We start from the raw sequence: 20,808 nt of genomic DNA on the forward strand, positions 1-20,808 counted from the left end.
ATTACCAAAACGAATGTTTCGTATATGATCGTTCGCAGGTGCTTATGCGTAAAGACATCGACCCCTCGCTGCTCCGGGCCTTCGTCGCCGTCGTCGATTCCGACGGCGTGACCGCGGCGGCCTCGGCGCTCGGCCTCAGCCAGGCCGCCGCCAGCCAGCAGATCAAGCGGCTGGAGGAGGTATTGGACTGCCGCCTGTTCGAACGGCGCGGCCGCAAGCTCGCGCTCGCGCCGGCCGGCGAGCGGCTCGTCGCCCAGGCGCGCCGCCTGCTGGCCGTGAATGACGAGGTCTGGACGGCGATGCGGGCGCCGGCCTTCGAGGGCGAGGTCCGTCTCGGCGTTCCCTACGACATCATCGCCACCTTCGTGCCGCCCATCCTGAAGCGCTTCGCGCGGGCGCGTCCGCAGGTCCGCGTCAGCCTCGTCTGCGAGGATTCGCGCGTGGTCCGCGAGGCGCTCCGCTCCGGCGGCGTCGACCTCGCGCTCACCACCGAGACCGACTGCGGGCGGCACGGCGAGACGCTGCGCACCGATCGCCTGGTCTGGGTCGGGGCGCCCGGCGGCGAGGCGCATCGGCTCGACCCGCTGCCGGTCTCGCTCGGTGCGCCGACCTGCCTCTTCCGGCCCGTCGCGGTGGAGGCGCTGGGCCGCGCCCGGCGCGACTGGCGCGCGGTCTGCGAGGTGAGCCGGCTGGAGCCGGTCTATGCCGTGCTCGAGGCGGGGCTCGCCGTGGCGCCGCTGCTGCGCTCCTCGGTGCCGCCGCGCTTCGAGATCTTCGAGGGCGCGCGGGCACGGGCCGCGCGCCTGCCGCCGCTGCCGTCCTTCCGGATCAATCTCTATGCGCCGCCCGCTCTCAGCGCCGCCGGTCGCGACCTGGCCGACCACGTGCGGGCGAGCTTCGCGGGCTGACGTTACACAAATGATACCAACGCGCGCTGTCGTGGCGGGGCGCGTCCACCTATCATCCGGCCATGCGTTTCCTGGTCGTTTGGACAGTGAAGCTCGGGTTCCTGGCGATATTGTTTCTCGCCCTGACGACGGATCTTCGACTTCGCCTGCCGCCGACCGTGTTGGGGATGAAGGTGCCGGACCAGGCGCGCCAGTGGGTCGATCGCAACGGCGACATCGGCAATGTCGCGGCGAGGGCCCACGCCGGCCTGCGGCAGATCTCCGACAGTCTGAGGGTATTCGCGCCGTTCTGAGGGGGCGTCGAGGGGCCCGGGCCGCGATCCATCGGATCGCGTGCCCGGGCCGTTTTTTTACTCGCGCACCACGTAGGTGTGGAAGCGCACGCGCCCGTCGGCGCCGGTCTCGCGGTAGATGCCCTGGATCTCGACGTCGAAGCCCGGAAACAGGTTCGCCGCCTTCTCGAACATGCGCAGGTAGTCGAGCATCGGCCTGGCGCGCTCGTCGAGCCGCTCGCCGGGGACGATCGAGGCGATGCCCGGCGGGTAGACGACGAAGAGCGTCGTGGCGATGCGGCCGGCGGCCTCGTCGATCGGCACATAGTCGACGTCGTTGCGCACCAGCCGGCGCACCGCCTCGTGCGGCGCCATCGCCGGCACGGGCAGGTGGCCGGGCGCGAACTGCGCCTGCTGCAGCGTGCTCACCGCGTGGTCGCGGTAGAAGTCGTGCATCTCGGCGCAGAGGTCGCGCAGGCGCATGCCGCCGTAGCGCGCCGGCCGCCGCCGCACGAAGCTCGCGAACACGTCGTCGAGCCTGGCATTCTCGTCGTGCAGGCGCTTGAAGGCGACGAGGGCGCTCAGCAGCGTGCCGGCCTTGCTCGATTCCACGCCCGGCGTGAGCAGGAAGAGCATCGAGTTGAGGTCGTTCTTCTCCGGCACGATCTGGTTCTCGCGCAGGTACTCGGCGACCACCGGCGCCGGCACGCCGTGCTTTGCATAGCCGCCGCTCGCGCGGTCGAAGCCCGGCGTCAGCAGCACCAGCTTGTTGGGATCGGTGATGGCATAGCCCTCGGCGACATGGTCGAAGCCGTGCCAGGCCGCACCCGGCTCGAGCGCCCAGAAGCGCGCATTGCCGGCCAGCTCGTCGGTCGGCAGGTCCTCCCAGCGCGCGTTGCCCACCTGGTCGGGCACGAAGGCCTCGAAGAACCACTGCCGCGCCGGGTCGCGCTCGCGCTCGGCGAACTCGCGGCGGATCGCGCGCACCTTCTTGCGCAGCTCGATGCCGAGCCGGATCGTGTCGTCCCATAGGACCTCGCCTGAGCGGCCCTTCATCATCTGCGCGCCGACGTCGAGCGAGGCGAACAGCGGATAGAAGGGCGAGGTCGAGGCGTGCAGCATGAAGAACTCGTTCAGCCGGCGATGCTCGACCCGCCGGCGCTGACCGGTGATGTGGCTGTCCTTGACGTGGATCTGCGAGGCCTGGCTGAAGCTCGCGAGCTGCTTGTGGGTCGACTGGGTGGCGATGATGCCGGGATCGTCGGGGCCGAGACCGGCGAGGCCCATGGCGAAGCGGCCGGCGTAGATCGGGTGGAACTTCATGAAGCCCGCCCAGGCCTCGTCGAACAGGATGTAGTCGCAGAGATGGCCGATCCGGTCGACGATCATGCGCGCATTGTTGATCGTGCCGTCGTAGGTGCACTGCTCGATCACCGCCACCCGGAACGGGCGCTCGCGCTTCCAGGCCTCCTTGTCGGCGACCAGCGGATGGGTGCGGATCTTCTCGCGGATCGCCGTCTCGTCGAAGGCCTCGTGGTAGATCGGGCCGATCAGCCCGTGCGCGTTGCGGTCGGCCTCGAGATAGACGGGGATCGCCTGGCCCAGGAACAGGGCGCCGTGATGGGCCGCCTTGTGGTTGTTGCGGTCGAACAGGACCAGATCGCCCTCGGCCAGTAGCGCCTGCAGCACGATCTTGTTCGACGACGAGGTGCCGTTCAGCACGAAGTAGGTGCGCTCGGCGCCGAAGATCGCCGCCGCTTCCTTCTGGGCCCGCAGGGCCGGACCCTCGTGCACCAGCAGGTCGCCCAGCTCGAGGACGGAATTGTCGAGGTCGTCGCGGAAGATCGCCTCGCCGAGATGCTCGACGAAGATCCGTCCGATCGGGCTGCGATTGTAGAAGATGCCGCCATTGTGGCCGGGGCAGGTCCACAGCTGGTTGCCTTCCTCCGCATAGTCGACCAGCGCGCCGAAGAACGGCGTCTTCAGCGTCTCGGCATACTGCTTGAGGCGACTCACCAGATTCTTGGCGATGAACTCCGGCGTCTCCTCGGCGAGGAAGATGTAGCCGTCGATATAGTCCAGCACCTCGACCGGGATGTCCTCGAGCCGCTTGCGGCGCACCAGGATGACGATGGGCAGTTCCAGCCCGCGCCGCCGCATCAGGTTGATCAGCGCCGCCGTCTTGCCCTCCAGGCCCTTCTTGCCCCAGTCGACGATCATGCAGCCGATGGCCGCGTCGGTCTGGACGGCCATCTCCGCGTCCTCGATGCCGCGCGCGCGGATGACCTCGAAGCCCATCTTCTCGATGGCGATGGTGATCTGGGCCAGCCGCTGGCCCTCCAACGATTCGGGATCGAAGGTGGGCGCGCAGAACAGGAAGGTGAAGCGGCGGAAGAAGTCCATGAAGTCCTCTTGGTCCGGCGGCCGGGCTCAGTAGACGGTCGGAACGTACATCGTTTCCGGCACGGGCGTGCGCACATAGTCCGGCTTGTGCTGGCGCTCGGGCAGGACGACCGGCTGGTGGTCGACGTCGCCGTAGGGCACCTGCTGCAGCAGGTGGTGGATGCAGTTCAGGCGGGCGCGCCGCTTGTTGTTGCCCTCGACCACCCACCACGGGGCCTCGGGGATGTGGGTGCGGGCCAGCATCTCCTCCTTGGCCTTGGTGTACTCTTCCCAGCGCCGCCGCGATTCGAGGTCCATCGGCGAGAGCTTCCACTGCTTCATCGGGTCGTGGATGCGCATCAGGAAGCGCAGGTTCTGCTCGGAATCGGTGATCGAGAACCAGTATTTCACCAGGATGATGCCGGAGCGCACGAGCATGCGCTCGAATTCCGGCACGGTGCGGAAGAATTCCTCGACGTCGGCGGCGTTGCAGAAACCCATCACGCGCTCGACGCCGGCCCGATTGTACCAGCTGCGGTCGAACAGCACGATCTCGCCGGCGCCCGGCAGGTGGGCGACGTAGCGCTGGAAGTACCACTGGGTGCGCTCGCGCTCGCTCGGCGCCGGCAGGGCCACGGTGCGGCAGATGCGGGGGTTGAGGCGCTGGGTGACGCGCTTGATGACGCCGCCCTTGCCGGCGGCGTCGCGGCCCTCGAACAGCACGACCAGCTTCAGGCGCTGCGCCACCACCCAGTCCTGCAGCTTGATCAGCTCGCGCTGCAGGCGCAGCAGCTCGGTGAAGTAACGCTTGCGGTCGATGCCGTCGGCCTGGCCCAGGTCGCCGACCTGGCCGGGCAGCCGGGTCAGCATGTCGTCGCCAAGCTCCTGCTCGAGCTCCTCGTCGACGCTGTCCGCCAGCTCCTGGCGAATCCGCTCCTCGAGCGTCTGGCTGTCCTTGTCCGCGTCCATTGGCCTGCTCCTGTATCCGCGCATCCCGGAAGGTGGTGGGAGGCGATGACAGTTTGACGACAACGCACGACGGCCAATCGCGCTCCGTCGCGCAAGGCCGTCGGTCCGCCGGGCGACGCGGTCCGAAACCAACGAAACCGAAGGCCGCCCTCGCGCAGTCTGCAGGATACCGGCGCCGCTCAGCATGGGCGCGCTGGAAAACTGCCGGCCCGAGGAGACCCCGATGTCCGCCCTGTCCTCCGCCCTGTCCCCCGTGTTGTGCTTCGTCGCCGCCATCGGCCTGAGCCGCGCCGGTCACGCGGCCGGCCTGGGACGCCCGTCGCCCCGTCAGGCGGCGCTCGGCCTCGCGCTGCTCGCCGGGCTGGGGCTGGCGGGCCGGGAGGGCTACGACTACTGGACGGTCGGCCGGTACCTGCAGTCGACCGACGATGCCTACATTCGCGCCGACTACACGACGGTCTCGCCGCGCCTGTCGGGCTACATCACCGAGGTCCTGGTCCGCGACAACGAGCCGGTGCGGGCCGGCCAGGTTGTCGCCCGGCTCGACGACCGCGACTTCCGCGTCGCCCTCGACGAGGCGAGGGCCGAGCTGGGCAGCGCCGACGCCGTGGTGCGCCATCTCGACGCCCGGATCGCCCAGCAGCAGGCGACCATCGACCAGGGGAAGGCCGACATCGCCGCCGGCAAGGCGACCCTCGCCCTGGCCGAGGCCGAGAACGAGCGCTACGGCGATCTCCGGAAGTCCGGTTACGGCAGCGTGCAGCGCGCGCAGCAGGCCGAGACGGTCCTGCGCGAGCGCCTGGCGCAGCTGCGCAAGAGCCGCGCCGGCCTGCTGGGCGCCCGGCGCAGCGTCGAGGTGCTGCAGTCCGAGCGCGCCCGCGCCGAGGCCCAGCGCGACCGCGCGAGCGCCGGCCTGCGCCAGGACGAGCTCAACCTCGGCTACACGTCGATCGTCGCGCCGATCGACGGCACGGTCGGGGCGCGCTCGCTGCGCGTCGGCCAGTACGTGCAGGCCGGCACGCCGCTGCTGGCCGTCGTGCCGCTGCAGGCGGTCTATGTCGTGGCGAACTTCAAGGAGACCCAGCTCGCGCGCATGCAGCCCGGCCAGCCGGTGGCGATCACGGTCGATTCCTTCCCGGACGTGACCTTGCGCGGCCATGTCGACAGCGTGGCGCCGGCGAGCGGCCTGCAGTTCTCCCTCCTGTCGGGCGAGAACGCCACCGGCAACTTCACGAAGATCGTGCAGCGCGTCCCGGTCAGGATCGCGATCGACCACGACACGCTGAGCGGCCGCCTGCGCCCGGGCATGTCGGTGCGGGCGACCGTCGACACGCGGACGGGCGGGGGACCCTGATGACCGGGGCCATCGTGACCGGGCCCGTCGTTGCCGAATCCGTTCCCCTGCGGACCTGGCTCGCGGTGGTGGGGGCGACGCTCGGCACCTTCATGGCGGTGCTCAACATCCAGATCGTCAGCGCCTCCCTCGACGAGATCCGCGGCGCGCTCGGCGCCGGCATCGACGATGGCGCCTGGATCTCGACCGCGTACCTCGTCGCCGAGATCGTCGTCATCCCCTTGTCCGGCTGGCTGTCGCGCGTGTTCTCGGTGCGTCGCTACCTGATCGCCAATGCCGCGCTCTTCGTCCTCTTCTCCGTCGCCTGCGGCCTCGCGCGGGACATCGACCAGATGATCGCCCTCAGGGTCCTGCAGGGGCTCTGCGGCGGCGTGCTGATCCCCATGGCCTTCACCCTCGTCATCACGCTGCTGCCGCCGGGCCGGCAGCCGGTGGGCCTCGCCATCTTCGCGATGGCCGCGACCTTCGCGCCGGCGATCGGTCCGACCGTCGGCGGATGGCTGAGCGAGAACTGGGGCTGGCAGTACGTGTTCTTCGTCAACATCGGTCCCGGGCTGGCGATGATCGGCCTGCTGTGGTTCACGCTCGCGCGCGAGCCGATGCAGCTCGGCCTGCTGCGCCGGGGCGACTGGGGCGGGATCGCCGCCATGGCGATCGGGCTGGCGGCGCTGGAGATCGTCCTGGAAGAGGGCAACCGGGAGGACTGGTTCGACTCCGGCTTCATCCTGCGCACCGCCGCGATCGCGGCGCTGGCGCTCTCGGCCTTCGTCTGGATCGAGCTGCGGTCGGCCCATCCGTTCCTGAACCTGCGCCTCCTGCGACGCCGCAACTTCGGCGCCGGCGTCGCCGCCATGTTTCTCCTCGGCGTCGCGCTCTACGGCTCCATCTACATGCTGCCGCTCTATCTCGGCCGCGTGCAGGGCTACAACGCGGAGCAGATCGGCTTCGTCCTGGCCTGGACCGGGCTGCCGCAGCTCCTGCTGATCCCGCTGGTGCCGTGGCTGATGCGCCGGTTCGATCCGCGCTGGCTGGTGGCCACCGGGCTCGTCCTGTTCGCCGGCAGCAACTTCATGAACGTGGACCTCACCGCCGACGTCGGCGCCGACCAGCTCCTGCTGCCCAACGTGGTGCGGGCGGTCGGCCAGGCGCTGCTGATGACGCCGCTCACGGCACTGGCGGTGAGCGGCATCGCGGCGGCGGATGCCGGCTCCGCCTCCGGGCTGCTCAACGTCACGCGCAACCTCGGCGGCGCGATCGGCATCGCGCTGCTGCAGACCTTCCTGGACGAGCGCCAGCGCTTCCATGTCGCCAGGGTCGGCGAGCAGCTCTCGGTGTTCGACGAGCCGACGCGGCTGCGCCTCGACGCCCTGGTTCAGCAGTTCGTCGACCATGGCCTGTCCGACCGCCTGCTCGCCGGGCGCAAGGCGATCGCCGCCCTCGCCGACAGCGTGCAGCAGCAGGCCTATGTCATGGCGGTCGCCGACGCCTTCTATGCGCTGGGCGCCACCCTGGTCCTGGCCCTGCTCGCCACGGTCGTGCTCCGTCGCCCGGCGACGCCGGCGGGTGCCGTCGGCGAATGACGGGCAGGCGGCCCGGCCGCGTCAGCGCGGCGGCAGCAGCTTCGCCGCCTGCATCTCGGCGAAGGCCTTCCGGAACATCGCCTCGGTGTCCATCACCTCGGTGAAGCCGGCCTGCAGCAGCTTGATGGTCGACACCAGCGCCGGCGGTCCGGGCTTGGTGCGGCCGAATCCCATCGTGTAGTCGGCATACTCGAAGGACAGGCCGACGAACTCCTTCAGCGTGCCGGAGACCAGCCCGTGCCGGCGGCGCACCTCGGCCCAGGCCGCTTCCTGCGGCCGGATTTCGCGATCGAGCGCCAGCGGCACGGCATCGCCGGCGTCGAAGCCCAGCGCGTCGGCGATGGCCGGCCAGACGTTGGGCCAGACGAAGACGTCGCCGTTGGTGACGTTGAAGATCTCGTTGCGCGCCGTCGCCGCCTCGCCCGACCAGGCGATGGCGCGGGCCAGCAGGTCGGCATCGACCGCCTGCGCCACGCGGCCGACGCCGCCGGGATAGTCGAGCCGCGTCTTGCCGGCCTGGCGCATCAGCGCGGCATAGGCGCCCAGCGCGGGGATCACGTTCATGGCGCTGCCCGTCGAATTGCCGACGATCAGGACCGGCCGCAGGATCGACCACGCCCAGGCCTTGCCCGGCTGGCGCTCGCGCAGGTAGCGCTCCTGGTTCCAGTAGAAGTTGGGCTGCTCGTGCATCTCCGAGCGGTTCTCGCGCGCCGGCACCAGCATCGGCCGCACATGCACGCCGTAGGCCTTGGTGCCCTGCAGCAGGGCGACGTGGCGCAGGTCCGGCGCGGCGCGCTCCAGCGGCTCGAACAGGTTGCGCAGCATCGCGTCGTTGGTGCGGATCTGCTCCTCTTCCTGCCAGCCGGCGACCAGTCCCGGCCGTTCGTGCAGGGCGGCATAGACGAGATGGGTCGTGCCGGCGAAGGCAGGGGCGAGGTTGGCGCAGGCCGCCGCGTCGGCGAGGTCGAGCGCGTGCCAGGCGGCGCCGAACGTGTCGGCTGGCCGGCGGCGCGACAGCGCCACCACCGCGCAGTCCATCTGCGAGCCGAAATGCTTCAGGGCGGCTTGGCCGACCAGGCCGGTGGCGCCGGCAATCAGGACCCTTTTGGCGACCATGGTTCGCTCTTACCATGCGTCCCCGGGAGGAAGCCCGATGGAATTCGGCATGTTCCACGAGTTCCAGGCGTTGCCTGGAGAGACGGCCGCCCAGTCCTTCGCCCATTCGATGGCGCAGGTCGACGCGGCCGAGGAGTGGGGCCTCGATGCGATGTGGCTCGCCGAGCTGCACTTCGCGCCGGACCGCTCGGTCCTCTCGGCGCCGCTCATCCTGGCCGCCGCCATCGCCCAGCGCACGCGCCGGCTGCGGATCGGCACGGCGGTGCAGGTGCTGCCGCTCTGCCATCCGCTGCGGCTCGCCGAGGAGGTGGCGACCGTCGACCAGCTGAGCGGCGGCCGCCTGATCTTCGGGGTCGGCCGCTCCGGCTTCGCGCATACCTACAGGACCTACGGCGTCGACTATGGCGAGAGCCGCGAGCGCTTCGCCGAGACGCTGGCGATCGTGAAGCGCGCCTTCACCGAGGACCGCTTCTCCCATCGCGGCAAGTACTTCGCCTATGACGACGTGCGGCTGGCGCCGAAGCCGCTGCAGCAGCCCTGGCCCGAGATCCGCATCGCCGCCGCCAGCCCCGACACCTATGTCGAGGTGGCCGAGATGGGCCACCCGATCTTCGTCGCCGCCCGCATCGGCAACCTCTCGGAGCTGGCGCCGCTGGTGCGGACCTATCGCGCGGCCTGGAAGAAGGCCGGACACGCCGGCGAGGGCCAGGTCTTCCTGCGCGTGCCGGTCTACGTCGCCGCCAGCGACGAGCGCGCGCGCGAGGAGCCGCGCGAGAGCATCATGCACCTGCTGCGCACGATCGGCGGCCGCCTCGCCGAATCCGCGACGGCAAGCGGCGCCCGCGCCCTCGAGAACCGCGCCGAGCGCGGCGCCCGCATGCAGGCGATCGACTACGAGGAAGTGCTGCGCGAGCGCATGATCGTCGGCACGCCGGACCGCGTCGTCGGCCGGCTGCGGGAGCTGCATGACGAGCTCGGCCTGGACGGCATCCTGGCCGAGCTCAATCCCGGGAGCCTGATCCCCCACGACCGCGTCATGGAGGCGCTGCGGCTGCTGTGTCGCGAGGTCATGCCGCGCTTCCGGTAGCGCGGCATGACATCTGGTCATTGGAGCGCGGACCTCCAGGTCCGCATCATGATGGTGAGCGGACCTGGAGGTCCGCGCTCCGATGAGGCGCTGCAGAGTGGTGTGCCCCCGGCAGCGAAAGAACTTGTTCTTCTCATGCTCCTCTCCCCCTGACGGGGGAGAGGAACCCGATTGTCTCTATTCCACCCGGGCGCCCGACTCCTTGATGATCGGCGCCAGGCGCTTCTCCTCGGCGGCGCGGAACGCCGCCGTGTCGGCGGGATTCATCCAGATCGCGGTCGCGCCCTGCTTCTCGAAGGCGGCCTTCACGGCCGGCGCCTCGAGCGCCTTCTTGGCGACAGCCGAGCACTTCTCGACCATGTCCTGCGGCACGCCGGCCGGCGCGCAGATGCCGCCCCACGAGGTGATCTCGTAGCCCGGCAGGAACTCGGCCATCGTCGGGATGTCGGGCACGGCGGGATGGCGCTGCTTGGACGTGACCGCGAGGCCGCGCACCTTGCCGCCGCGCATCAGGCCGAGCGGCCCCGGGATATTGTCCCACATCATGTCGACCTGGCCCGCCAGCAGGTCCTGGTGGGCGGGCGCGCTGCCCTTGTAGGGCACGTGCAGGAGCTGCACCTTGGCCAGCTGCTTGAACAGCTCGCCGCTGATCTGCGGGCTGGTGCCGGCGCCGGACGAGGCGAATGAATACTTGCCGGGGTTGGCGCGGGTGAGCTCGATCAGCTCCGGCACCGTCTTGGCCGGCAGGTCGAGCCGCGTCATCAGCATGTTGGGCACCGACCACAGCATGGCGATGCCGGTGAAGTCCTTGCCCGCATCGAACGGCAGCTTGGCGTAGAGCGTCGGCGCGATCGCGTGGCTGGCGATCGTGTAGAGCCCGATCGTGTAGCCGTCCGGCGGCGACTTGGCGATCGCGTCGGCGCCGACATTGCCGCCCGATCCCGACTTGTTGTCGACGATGAACTGCTGGCCGGTGGCCTCCGACATCTCGTGGCAGACGATGCGCGACAGCGTGTCGGTCGGTCCGCCGGGCGGGAAGACATTGATGTACCGCACCGGTTTGTTCGGCCAGTCGGCCGCGGCGCGGGCGATCCCCGAGGCGATCATGGGCGATGCCAGGGCGCCGGCCGACAGGATCAGGGCCCGGCGGCGCGGCAGGATCAGACGTTTCATCTTGGGTAGACCTCCACAATACTTTTTCTGGTCGCGACATTAGAGGAGGCGCGCCGCCGCGCACCTCTTATTTGCGGTCACATTTCCGGTACCGCGCCTGTCGGCCGCGTTCTCCGAAACCGTGCTGGAGAATCGGCTGGCGGCGGGCCGCCGTTGCATGGCGGCTGCGATCGGGTACGGTGCCGGCCCCGCCGCCGACCCGGAGCCGCTTCGTGACCAATCGCGCGCATGTCCTGCTGTGGACGGACCAGCCCGCCGCCTACCTCGATGCCGTCGAGGCCGCCGGCCTGGCCGACCGCGTTTCCCTCGACACCCTGCCGCGCAAGGAGAAGCCCTCGGCCGAGCAGATGGCGCGCACCGAGGCGCTGATGGCCGGCGCCATGCCGGCCGGCGTCCTGCCGCAGATGCCGAAGCTGCGATGGGCCCAGGCGATGAGCGCCGGTGTCGAGGCCTGGCTGGCGCTGCCCGACCTGCCGGCCGGGCTGACGCTCACCTGCGCCCGCGGCACCCACACCGAATCGATGCCCGAGAACATCGTCGGCGCGCTGTTCCACGTCGCCAAGCCGTACCGTTCGGTGGCCGAGGCCCAGAAGAAGTCGACCTGGGTCAACACCGTTGCCCAGCCGCTGGCCGGCAAGACGCTGGGCATCCTCGGCCTGGGCGCGATCGGCGCCGAGGTGGCGCGCATCGCGAGCGCGCTCGGCATGACGGTGATCGGCACCAAGCGGCGCGTCACGCCGGTGGCCAATGTCGCCGAGGTGCTGCCGGGCGACCGCAGCGACGAGGTGCTGGCGCGCGCCGACTTCGTCGTGCTGCTGCTGCCGGCCACGCCGGAGACCGAGAACTTCGTCGACGCCAGCAGGCTGGCGAAGATGAAGAAGTCCGCCTGGCTCCTGAACTTCGGGCGCGGCCAGGCGATCAAGGACGACGACCTGATCGCCGCGGTGAAGGGCAGGACGATCGCCGGCGCATTGCTCGACGTGTTCCGCCAGGAGCCGCTGCCGTCGGAGCATCCGTTCTGGACCACCGAGGGCATCATCGTGCTGCCGCACATCGGCGGCCCCCATCCCCAGCGCGACCGCTTCGTCGCCCGCCTGTTCGTCGACAATCTCGGCCGCTTCCTCGACGGCGCGCCGCTCAAGGAAGTCGTGGACCGCACCGCGGGGTACTGAGCGACATCGCGCCACTGCGTGGTCAGGATCATGTTCTTCTGGACCGCGGGCCTCCAGGCCCGCTCATGATCCTGAGCGAGCCTGGAGGCCCGCGGTCCGAAAGACGATGAGTGCTACCCGAGGAACTCCCGCACCGCCGCCACCGCTTCGGCCAGCCCGACCCGGTCGATCGCGACGCCGGACGGGAAGGCGCCCAGCAGGCGGCTGGGCAGGCGGGAGTCGAGCATGACGAAGACGCCGCGATCGTCGGCGCGGCGGATCAGCCGTCCATAGGCCTGCTTCAGGCGCAGCCGGGCCAGCATGTCGTCGTAGGCGTTGGCGCCGGCGCCCGCTTCCTTCCAGGCGGCCTTGCGGGCGCGGTGCAGGATGTCGGGGCGCGGCCACGGCACGCGGTCGAACACGATCAGCCTGAGCGAGCGGCCGGGCACGTCGACGCCGTCGCGCACCGCGTCGGTGCCGAGCAGGCACGAATGCTCCTCGGCGCGGAAGATGTCGACCAGGGTGGCGGCATCCATGCCGCCGACATGCTGGGCATGGAGCGGCAGGCCCGCTTCCTCGAGCGCCGGGGCGATGCGCTGGTGCACGGCGCGCAGCCGGCCGATGGCGGTGAACAGGCCGAGCGCGCCGCCGCCCGCCGCCAGGAACAGCTCGCGATAGGCCGCGGCGACCTGGTCGGCGTCGTCGCGCTTGACGTCGCGCACGATCAGCACGCGCGTCGCCGTCGCATAGTCGAAGGGCGAGGCCATGGCGGCGCGCATCGCCGGCGCCTGGAGATGGCGCAGCCCGGTGCGTGCCTCGGCGACCGTCCAGTCGGCCAGCGCCTCAGGCGCCTCGTCGTTGGCGGCGGCCGGCACGCCCAGCGAATCGCGTAGCGTCGCCGAGGTCACGACGGCGCCGTGCGAGGGCACGATGACCGAGTTCACGAACGGCTCGGTCGGATCGAGATAGTGGCGGTACATGCCGACGTCGATCTCGCGGTTCTGGCTGCGCTCGATGGCGAACCAGTCGACGAAGGCACGGTCGGGCTCGTTGTGCAGGCCGCGCAGCATGGCGCGCCAGGCCTCCAGCGTCAGCTCGCAGCGGTTGGCGAGCGAGCGTGCGACGCCCTCGATGCGTCCGCGCTGGCCGCTGTCGAGCTTGTCGGCCTCGCCCTCGAGCTTGGTGCGCAGCGCCTGCCGCAGCCTGCGCACCGGCGCCAGCATCTGCTCGAGCGCCTCGACCAGCCGGTCGGCCGCCTCCAGCAGGCCGGGGTTGAGGGGCCGCACGTCGCATTCCTGGCCGAAGCCCTGGTCGTCGCCGCTCGAGCGCGCGCGCACCTGCTGGCGCACCAGGGCGAGGAACTCCTCGGCCGGGCCGAGCACGGTGCCGTCGGCCAGCCGCGTCTGCCATTGCGGCGAGGGCAGGAGATGGGCGAGCTGCAGCAGCCGGCGCAGCGCGGTGTGCGCCTCCTCGTCCTCGCCCAGCAGGTCGGACAGGCGGCGTTCCAGGCCGCGGGCGCGGCTGCCGCGGCGGCCCTCAGCGCCGAGCAGCCAGCGGCGCAGGTCGGAGGCCTCGACGCCGCTCAGATGCGCGCCGAAGGCGCCGTCGGCGGCGTCGAAGAGGTGATGCCCCTCGTCGAAGACGTAGCGGAGCGGCCGCGTCGCGTCGTCGAGCCCGCCCATCGCCGCCTGCACCATGACCAGCGCATGGTTGGCGATCACGATGTCGGCCTGGCGGGCGCGGCGGATGGTGCGCTCGACGAAGCACTTCCGGTAGTGCTCGCAGGCCGAGTAGATGCATTCGCCGCGCCGGTCGGCGAGCCGCGTGATGCGGCTGCGCCCCAGCAGGTCGAGCAGCCAGGCCGGCAGGTCGCCGCCCACCATGTCGCCGTCGCGGCTGGCCAGCGCCCAGCGCGCCAGCAGGCCGAGCCCGACCGCGTTCTCGGGGGCGAGGCCGGTGCGCATCACCGCCTCCTGGAAGTTCAGCAGGCAGAGATAGTTCTCGCGTCCCTTGCGGATCACCACGCGCCGCCGCTTCTCCGCCGAATCGCGGTGCAGCCGGTCGAGCTCGTTGTCGATCTGGCGCTGCAGGTTGCGGGTGTAGGTAGCGATCCAGACCGGGGCGCCGTTCTTCTCGGCCCACAGGCTGGCCGGCGCGACATAGCCCAGCGTCTTGCCGACGCCGGTGCCGGCCTCGACCAGCACGACGTTGGGCTCGCCCTCCTGCTGGCGCGGCGCGAAGGCCTGGCTCGCGGCCGAGGCATAGTCGCTCTGGGTCGGCCGCGCCTCGGCCATGTTGGCGCCGGCGGCGATCATCTGCGCCAGGCGCAGCCGCGCCTCGCGCGGCTCGACCGGCTGGCTCGAGGGTGGTGGCGCGGGCGGTGGCTCCTCCCATTGCGGCAGGCTCTTCCAGATGTCGAGGCCGGCGCCGGGACGGATCTTGCGGCTGGCCGGGTCGAGGCCGAGCGCGGCCAGCACGGGCTCGCTCCATGCCCACTGGCCGCGCGCCATGCTGAGCGCCACGTCGGTCAGCTCGCGGTTCGCCAGCGCCGCCATGTCCTCGAGCTCGTCGAGCAGGACGCGCGCCGCCTCGGGCAGGCAGGCCGCCTGCTCCTCGGGCGTCTCGGGCACCGGCAGGTCGAGCGCCTCGGCGAGGCCGCGCGGCGTCGGCAGGCAGAATTGTGCAGGCCGCACGAAGGCGAACAGTTCGAGCAGGTCGAGCGCCGGCAGGTCCTCGAGGCCGAGCCGGGCCGCGACGGCGGGCGCGTGGCAGACGAGGGGCGGCTGCGCCGCGGCGCGACGGGCGACCTCGGCCGCGGTCAGCCGCTCGATCCGCCCGCCCTCCGGCCCGTCGCTTTCGGGCGCGCGCCACAGCGCGCCGCGCGCACTCGCGACGAGGGACGGGTGGTTGGCCAGCGACACCATCGGCAGCGCGATAGCACACAATGCGGGCGGGAGGGGGGTGGGCGGTTTCGTTGCTCGCGGCGGCAGGACCGGGGGCCGACGCCGGCACGGGAGAGGCGGGAAGCGGCGGCGACTATAACACTAGTGCACCGTAAAGTGACATGAGTTATCATGCGCTCCGGCGGCTTCCGGCCGCTTCGCTCTATGCATCGTCTATCCGAATCAGCCCGCCGGCTGCAGCGTCGGCGAAGGGGGGTGTTGTCGTCGTGTCGCATTCCAGGCGACATCGATCGGCCGTCTCCAGCGCCGAAAGATCGGATGCATCAACGACTTGCGCGTCTCTTCGAAGAAGCGTGGCGAACGCTTTCCGGTTCGCCGCTTCCGGGCGCGAAGCAGTCAGATTCGGCCACGGCGTCGGGCGTCGGCGACCGTCGACAGAACCGCCGCCAGCACCAGAGTCCCGGCGGCCACCAGCTGCGGCGTCGCGAGGCTGCCGGTGCGATCGTACAGGTAGCCGGCGAAGGTGGGGCCGAGAATCTGGCCGAAGCTGAAGGCCGCGGTCATGAGCGCGATGCGGCCGCGCGGATCGCCGCCGGCGCCCTCGCGCGCCGCCACCAGCCCCAGCGCGGTCAGGCCCATGAAGGTCCCGCCGACGAACAGGGCCGAGACGATCACGCTGGCGGCGTGCAGCCACAGCGCGCTCACCGCGACGCCGGCCGCCTCGACCAGGCTGGCCCAGGTGTAGGCGACGAGGATGCCGCGGCGCCGGGCGATCCAGGTCCAGAGCGCCACCGACGGCGCGGCGCTGAGGCCGAACACGACCCAGATGTAGGGTTCCAGCGGCGCCAGCCCGGCCGTGCCGCGCACCATGTCGACGATGAAGGTCGCGGTGATGATGTAGCCGAAGCCGAACAGGCCGTAGGCGACGACCAGAGCGGCGAAGCCGCGGGACTCGCCCGTCGGCGGGGGCTTTGCCGCGGCCGTCGCGGGCCGGGGCGTGTCCGGCGGCACCAGGACGACGACCGCGATGCCCGCCACGAGGGCGAGGGCGGCGCTCGCGAACCACAGGCCGGCCCAGGACGCGCCGCCCGCCAGCAGCAGCGCGACCAGCGCGGCGGAGGCCGCGATGCCGCTGCCGACCCCGGCGAAGTGGACGGCCGACAGTTCGCCGCGGCCCTGCTGCGCCAGCCGCTCCAGCACCAGCGCCGAGGCGAAGATCAGGGTGAAGGCGCTGGCCATGCCGGCGACCAGCCGCAGCGCCAGGAAGACCGCCAGCGCCGTCGTGAGGCCCATCGCGGCGAGGCAGAGCGCGTTGGCGGCAAGCGAGCCCAGCAGCCAGGCGCGCCGCGAGCCGGGCAGGCGGAGCGCGGCGAGCAGGGCGCCCGCGAGGTAGCCCAGGAAGTTGGCCGACGCGATCATCCCGGCCTGCGACTTGCTGAGCGACAGCGCCTCGACCATGGGCGGCAGGATCGGCGTGTAGACGAAGCGTCCGACGCCGATGCCGGCCGCCATGGCGAGCCCGCCGCCGAGCGCCAGGAGGAGGGGGGTCCGGGCCATGATGCGCGGCACTTTGGGCTCGCGGCCCGCATTGACGCAAATCGCCGCCGCTCCTAGTTTCGCCGGTTCCATGTCCCAGACCGATCGTTCCCTCGCCGAGGCCGCGCGCGCGTGGCCGTTCGAAGAAGCCCGCAAGCTGGTCGCCCGTATCGGCGGCAAAGCGCCGGCCAAGGGGTACGTGCTGCTCGAGACGGGCTACGGCCCGTCGGGCCTGCCGCACATCGGCACCTTCGGCGAGGTGGTGCGCACGACCATGGTGCGCCAGGCCTTCCGGCGGCTGTCGGACGTGCCGACGCGCCTGTTCTGCTTCTCCGACGACATGGACGGGCTTCGCAAGGTGCCCGACAACGTGCCCAACAAGGAGATGCTGGCGGCCCATCTCGGCAAGCCGCTGACCGCGGTCCCCGATCCGTTCAGCAACGAGCATCCGAGCTTCGGCGCGGCCAACAACGCCCGCCTGCGCGCCTTCCTCGATTCCTTCGGCTTCGAGTACGAGTTCCAGTCGGCCACGGACTGGTACCGGTCGGGCCGCTTCGACCGGATGCTGCTCACCATGCTGCGGCACTACGACGAGGTGCAGGCGGTCATGCTGCCGACGCTGGGCGAGGAGCGCCGCGCGACCTATTCGATCTTCCTGCCGATCTCGCCGAAGACCGGGCGGGTGCTGCAGGTGCCGCTGGTCAAGGTCGATGCCGACGCCGGCACCATCGTCTACCGCGACGAGGACGGCACCCTGGTCGAGACCCCGGTCACCGGCGGCAACGTCAAGCTGCAGTGGAAGGCCGACTGGGCCGGCCGCTGGTTCGCGCTCGACGTCGACTACGAGATGTACGGCAAGGACCTGATCCCCTCGGCCGAGCTCAGCGCGAAGATCGTGCGCATCCTGGGCGGCAAGCCGCCGGAGGGCTTCAACTACGAGCTCTTCCTCGACGAGGAGGGCAAGAAGATCTCCAAGTCCAAGGGCAACGGGCTGTCGGTCGAGGAATGGCTGCGCTATGCGCCGCCGGAATCGCTGGCGCTCTACATGCAGCAGCAGCCGCGGCGGGCCAAGCGCCTGTACTTCGACGTGATCCCGCGCGCCGTCGACGACTATCTCGCCGCGGTCGAGAAGCTGCCCGGTGAGGAGCCGGCCAAGGCGCTGGAGAATGCGGCCTGGCACATCCACGACGGCAAGCCGGTCGACCACCACTCGGCCGGCGTCAATTTCGGCATGCTGCTCAATCTCGCCAGCGTCGCCCACACCGACAGCAAGGACGTGCTGTGGCAGTACCTGCGCCGCTACGTGCCGGGGGCGACGCCCGAGAACGCGCCCTATCTCGACCGGCTGCTGACCGGCGCCGTGGCCTACTACCAGGACTTCGTGAAGGCCTCGAAGAAGTTCCGCCTCCCTGCCGGGAAGGAGCGCGAGGCGTTGCAGGACCTCGCCGACACGCTGCGCGGCCTGCCCGAGGATTCGACCGCCGAGTTCATCCAGAACGAGGTCTACGAGGCGGGCAAGCGCCACTTCGCGCAGGCCGAGCTGCGGCAGTGGTTCAAGACGCTCTACGAGGTGCTGCTGGGCAGCGAGCAGGGGCCGCGCATGGGCGCCTTCATCAAGCTCTACGGCCGCGACAATGTCGTGACGCTGATCGAGCGGGCGCTGGCGGGCGAGGATCTGAGCCGGGCCGCGTGATGGACCAGGTCGTCTTCGACTATCTCAATCCCAAGGTCCCCGCCGGCCTGCGACTGGTCGACGTGCCGGTGGTGCGCGCCACCGAGGAGTCGATCCGCGGCTACGGCGAGATCGCCCGCGCCAAGGACCATCGCATCGAGATCGTGCCCTGGCCGCTCAGCGGCTGGCGCCGGCTCGACGCCGGCACCGGCATCGAGGGCGGCACGACCCAGGGCGTGTTCGCCTGCGAATGGCAGGGCAACGAGCTGCTGGGCCGCAACGAGGCGGTGGGCGGCCACTATGTCATCGGCTTCCGCGAGCGGCCGGAGCAGGCGCGGCCGGGCGTGGCCCTGGCCGGCGACCGCGTGCTCTTGTGGCATTGCAACTACCATCCCGACGGCGGCCAGCTCTTCTTCCCGCTCGACGGCCAGCCGTTCGTCGTGCCGGTCGCGAAGCCCGGCGACGATCTCGCGCCCGAGGACTTCGTCGCCCTGTGGTCGGACGGCAGTTTCGGCATCTACATCCATCCCGGCATCTGGCACGAGGGCGTGTTCCCCGTGACCCCGTCGGGCCGCTTCTTCGACCGGCAGGGCAAGGTCCATGGCCGCGTGAGCTGCGACCTCGCCAACGAGCAGGGCGTCCTGCTCAACGTCCCTCTGCCGCACACTCTCTGACCGGTCCGTCCGCTGCGCGGACACATCCCCGTCTGCGACGGGAGGAGGAAGGTCAGTACTCCTCCCCAGCTCTGCTGGGGAGGTGTCGCCGTCTGCGGTGACGGAGGGGTCGAGAGGCTTCAGCCGGATTCATGACCCCTCCGTCCGCTGCGCGGACACCTCCCCGTCTGCGACGGGGAGGAGGAAGGTCAGTACGCCTCCCTGCGCGAAGCGCGGGGAGGTGTCGCCGTCTGCGGCGACGGAGGGGTCGAGAGGCTTCAGGGGGCCCATGATCCCACCGTCCGCTGCGCGGACACCTCCCCGTCTGTGACGGGGAGGGCTTCTTCAATCTCCTCCCTGCGCGCAGCGCGGGGAGGTGTCGCCGTCTGCGGCGACGGAGGGGTCAGCCCCAGTTGCTGGCGCGGAAATCGACCACGAAAGACTGTGCCGGCCGCCACTTGTAGTCGCGGCGCTTGGCGGTGAACGTCGCGTTCTGATGGACGATGTTGTAGACGGGATCCTCGCGCTCGATGATCGTGAGGATGCGGCGGAAGTCGCGGCGGCGCTGCTCGACGTCGATGCCGGCCTGCAGGTTGGCCATCAGCGACGGCATCTCCTCGTTCTCCCACTGGCCGGCTTCCCAGGTCTGGCCGCCCGGGGCGTAGGCGGCCAGCGAGGCCACGGGATCGTTGAACCAGGACGAGTTGGAGTTCTCGCAGATGCCGCGGCCGGGGAAGCGGCCGAGGATCTGGCCCCAGTTCTCCTTCATCTCGATGGCGACGTTCAGGCCGACGGCCTTCCACTGCTCGACCATGATCTGCGCCGTCTGCACCTGGTTCGTGTAGTAGTTGTTGAGCATCTGGTAGGGCACCGGGGCGCCGTCGTAGTCGGCCTCCTTGAGGAGGCGCCTGGCTTCCGCCGGGTCGTAGGCCGGGGCCGCCCAGTCGGTCAGCAGCATCGGGCCGAAGAAGTCCCACTGGAGCCCCTTGGGCACTCGGGTGCGGCCGGCCCACAGCGCATCGACGATGGCCTGGCGGTCGACGGCATGGGTCATGGCGCGGCGCACGCGCGGATCCGCGAGCGTCGGGTGGTGCTTGTCGAAGATGGTGAGCCGGATGTTCATGATCGGCCCGCCGACCACGTGGAGCTTCGGGCTGGCCTCGATGGTGGCGATCTGGTCCGGCGGCATGTCGCAGGCGAAGTCGAAGTCGCCGGCCCGCAGGCCGTTCACGCGCTGGGCAACCTCGGGCACCTCGACGAAGCGGATGCGCCGGATCGGCGGGCGGCCGCCCCAGTAGTCGTCGAACCCCTCCAGCAGCAGCTCGGCATCGGGCTTGTAGGCGACGATGCGATAGGGGCCGGTGCCGACCGGCTGGCGCGCCCAGTCGAGCCAGGTCTTGGCCTCGGCGAAGGCGCGGTGCGAGAAGATGGCGCCGCAGTTGCGCGTCAGGCGGCCCTCGAGCGTGGCGTCCGGCACCTTGTTGACGAAGCGCACGGTGTGCTTGTCGACGATCTCCATGCGCTCGAAGCCGGGATAGGCGGCCATGGCGATCTTGGGCGCCTCCGGCGGCGGCACCTTCGAGGTCGCGCCCGGCGTGGTCGAGACCCACATGCCGCGCGTGTCGACCGAACTGCCGCTCCACATGCGTTCGGGCCCGAAGCTGAAGGCCACGTCCTCGGCGGTCATCGCATCGCCGTTGTGGAAGCGCACATTCTTGCGCAGCGAAAGCTCGAGCGTGCGGCCGTCGATGCGGCGCCAGCTCTCGGCGAGGCCGGGCTGCAGCGACAGGTCGCCGGTCCAGGCATGGTCGGTCAGCGTCTCGGCGAAGGTGTAGAAGACCCGCTGGCCGACATTGGACTGCTCGCGCATCGGCTCGAGCGTGTTGGAGGTCGAGATCTTCTGGACCGCGATGGTGATCGAGGGGCGATTGTCGCCCTGGGCGATCGCGATGCGGGGCAGGGCGAAGGCGCCGGCAAGGCCGAGCGCATGGCGTCGAAGGAGCTTCATCGCCGCACGCTGCCCGCTCCGCGTGATCGGGCGATGACCCCGGC

At 70.6% G+C, this 20,808-nt stretch carries 15 protein-coding genes; 8 read left to right on the top strand and 7 right to left on the bottom strand.

What is annotated here, in order from left to right; all coding sequences use genetic code 11:
- Window positions 1–44 precede the first annotated feature (44 nt).
- Both ACO073_RS10425 and ACO073_RS10430 read left to right on the top strand, forming a co-directional pair.
- Entirely contained in the window at window positions 45–908 is an 864-nt protein-coding gene (locus ACO073_RS10425; RefSeq protein ID WP_421997425.1) for a LysR family transcriptional regulator, read from the top strand.
- Window positions 909–970: 62 nt separating this feature from the next.
- Window positions 971–1,201, top strand: a complete 231-nt coding sequence (locus tag ACO073_RS10430) for a hypothetical protein (RefSeq protein WP_421997211.1) — start codon at window positions 971–973, stop codon at window positions 1,199–1,201.
- A 57-nt stretch (window positions 1,202–1,258) separates the two neighbouring features.
- On the opposite strand, the gene ACO073_RS10435 is transcribed toward ACO073_RS10430, so the two are convergent.
- Together ACO073_RS10435 and ppk2 are read right to left on the bottom strand one after the other, a co-directional pair.
- A complete protein-coding gene (locus tag ACO073_RS10435; RefSeq protein ID WP_421997212.1) occupies window positions 1,259–3,583 on the bottom strand; it encodes an Orn/Lys/Arg decarboxylase N-terminal domain-containing protein in 2,325 nt (774 codons plus the stop codon).
- 27 nt (window positions 3,584–3,610) lie between these two features.
- The gene (gene ppk2 / locus ACO073_RS10440; protein ID WP_421997213.1) at window positions 3,611–4,531 is read right to left on the bottom strand and encodes a polyphosphate kinase 2; all 921 of its coding nucleotides are present in this window, start codon (window positions 4,529–4,531) and stop codon (window positions 3,611–3,613) included.
- A 223-nt stretch (window positions 4,532–4,754) separates the two neighbouring features.
- Between ppk2 and ACO073_RS10445 the strand changes: the two genes are divergently transcribed.
- Together ACO073_RS10445 and ACO073_RS10450 are read left to right on the top strand one after the other, a co-directional pair.
- On the top strand, window positions 4,755–5,885 hold the full coding sequence (locus ACO073_RS10445; protein ID WP_421997214.1) for an HlyD family secretion protein: 1,131 nt from the start codon (window positions 4,755–4,757) through the stop codon (window positions 5,883–5,885).
- Window positions 5,885–7,465: a DHA2 family efflux MFS transporter permease subunit gene (locus tag ACO073_RS10450; protein WP_421997216.1), complete on the top strand. Its 1,581-nt coding sequence runs from the start codon at window positions 5,885–5,887 to the stop codon at window positions 7,463–7,465. The genes ACO073_RS10445 and ACO073_RS10450 overlap by 1 nt, the downstream gene beginning before the upstream one ends.
- Before the next feature lie 21 nt (window positions 7,466–7,486).
- Here ACO073_RS10450 and ACO073_RS10455 read toward each other — a convergent pair whose 3' ends face one another.
- Window positions 7,487–8,581: an NAD-dependent epimerase/dehydratase family protein gene (locus ACO073_RS10455; protein ID WP_421997217.1), complete on the bottom strand. Its 1,095-nt coding sequence runs from the start codon at window positions 8,579–8,581 to the stop codon at window positions 7,487–7,489.
- A gap of 37 nt (window positions 8,582–8,618) precedes the next feature.
- Here ACO073_RS10455 and ACO073_RS10460 point away from each other — a divergent pair, with 37 nt between their 5' ends.
- The gene (locus tag ACO073_RS10460) at window positions 8,619–9,668 is read left to right on the top strand and encodes an LLM class flavin-dependent oxidoreductase (protein ID WP_421997218.1); all 1,050 of its coding nucleotides are present in this window, start codon (window positions 8,619–8,621) and stop codon (window positions 9,666–9,668) included.
- A 177-nt stretch (window positions 9,669–9,845) separates the two neighbouring features.
- On the opposite strand, the gene ACO073_RS10465 is transcribed toward ACO073_RS10460, so the two are convergent.
- Complete coding sequence (locus tag ACO073_RS10465; RefSeq protein ID WP_421997219.1) at window positions 9,846–10,841, bottom strand: Bug family tripartite tricarboxylate transporter substrate binding protein; 996 nt, start codon at window positions 10,839–10,841, stop codon at window positions 9,846–9,848.
- Between the two features lie 212 nt (window positions 10,842–11,053).
- On the opposite strand from ACO073_RS10465, the gene ACO073_RS10470 reads away from it, so the two are divergent.
- The gene (locus ACO073_RS10470) at window positions 11,054–12,013 is read left to right on the top strand and encodes a D-2-hydroxyacid dehydrogenase (RefSeq protein ID WP_421997220.1); all 960 of its coding nucleotides are present in this window, start codon (window positions 11,054–11,056) and stop codon (window positions 12,011–12,013) included.
- 113 nt (window positions 12,014–12,126) lie between these two features.
- Here the strand turns inward: ACO073_RS10470 and ACO073_RS10475 are convergent, their stop codons facing one another.
- Together ACO073_RS10475 and ACO073_RS10480 are read right to left on the bottom strand one after the other, a co-directional pair.
- Window positions 12,127–14,916, bottom strand: a complete 2,790-nt coding sequence (locus ACO073_RS10475) for an ATP-dependent DNA helicase (RefSeq protein WP_421997221.1) — start codon at window positions 14,914–14,916, stop codon at window positions 12,127–12,129.
- 375 nt (window positions 14,917–15,291) lie between these two features.
- Window positions 15,292–16,452 (bottom strand): YbfB/YjiJ family MFS transporter, encoded by a 1,161-nt coding sequence (locus ACO073_RS10480; RefSeq protein WP_421997222.1) that lies wholly within the window; start codon window positions 16,450–16,452, stop codon window positions 15,292–15,294.
- A 70-nt stretch (window positions 16,453–16,522) separates the two neighbouring features.
- Here ACO073_RS10480 and ACO073_RS10485 point away from each other — a divergent pair, with 70 nt between their 5' ends.
- Entirely contained in the window at window positions 16,523–18,124 is a 1,602-nt protein-coding gene (locus ACO073_RS10485) for a lysine--tRNA ligase (protein WP_421997224.1), read from the top strand.
- Window positions 18,124–18,777, top strand: a complete 654-nt coding sequence (locus ACO073_RS10490) for an ureidoglycolate lyase (protein ID WP_421997225.1) — start codon at window positions 18,124–18,126, stop codon at window positions 18,775–18,777. The genes ACO073_RS10485 and ACO073_RS10490 overlap by 1 nt, the downstream gene beginning before the upstream one ends.
- Before the next feature lie 382 nt (window positions 18,778–19,159).
- Here the strand turns inward: ACO073_RS10490 and ACO073_RS10495 are convergent, their stop codons facing one another.
- Entirely contained in the window at window positions 19,160–20,764 is a 1,605-nt protein-coding gene (locus ACO073_RS10495; RefSeq protein WP_421997226.1) for an ABC transporter substrate-binding protein, read from the bottom strand.
- Between the last annotated feature and the right edge of the window lie 44 nt (window positions 20,765–20,808).

This window comes from Reyranella sp. (assembly GCF_965229815.1).
Lineage (GTDB): Bacteria > Pseudomonadota > Alphaproteobacteria > Reyranellales > Reyranellaceae > Reyranella.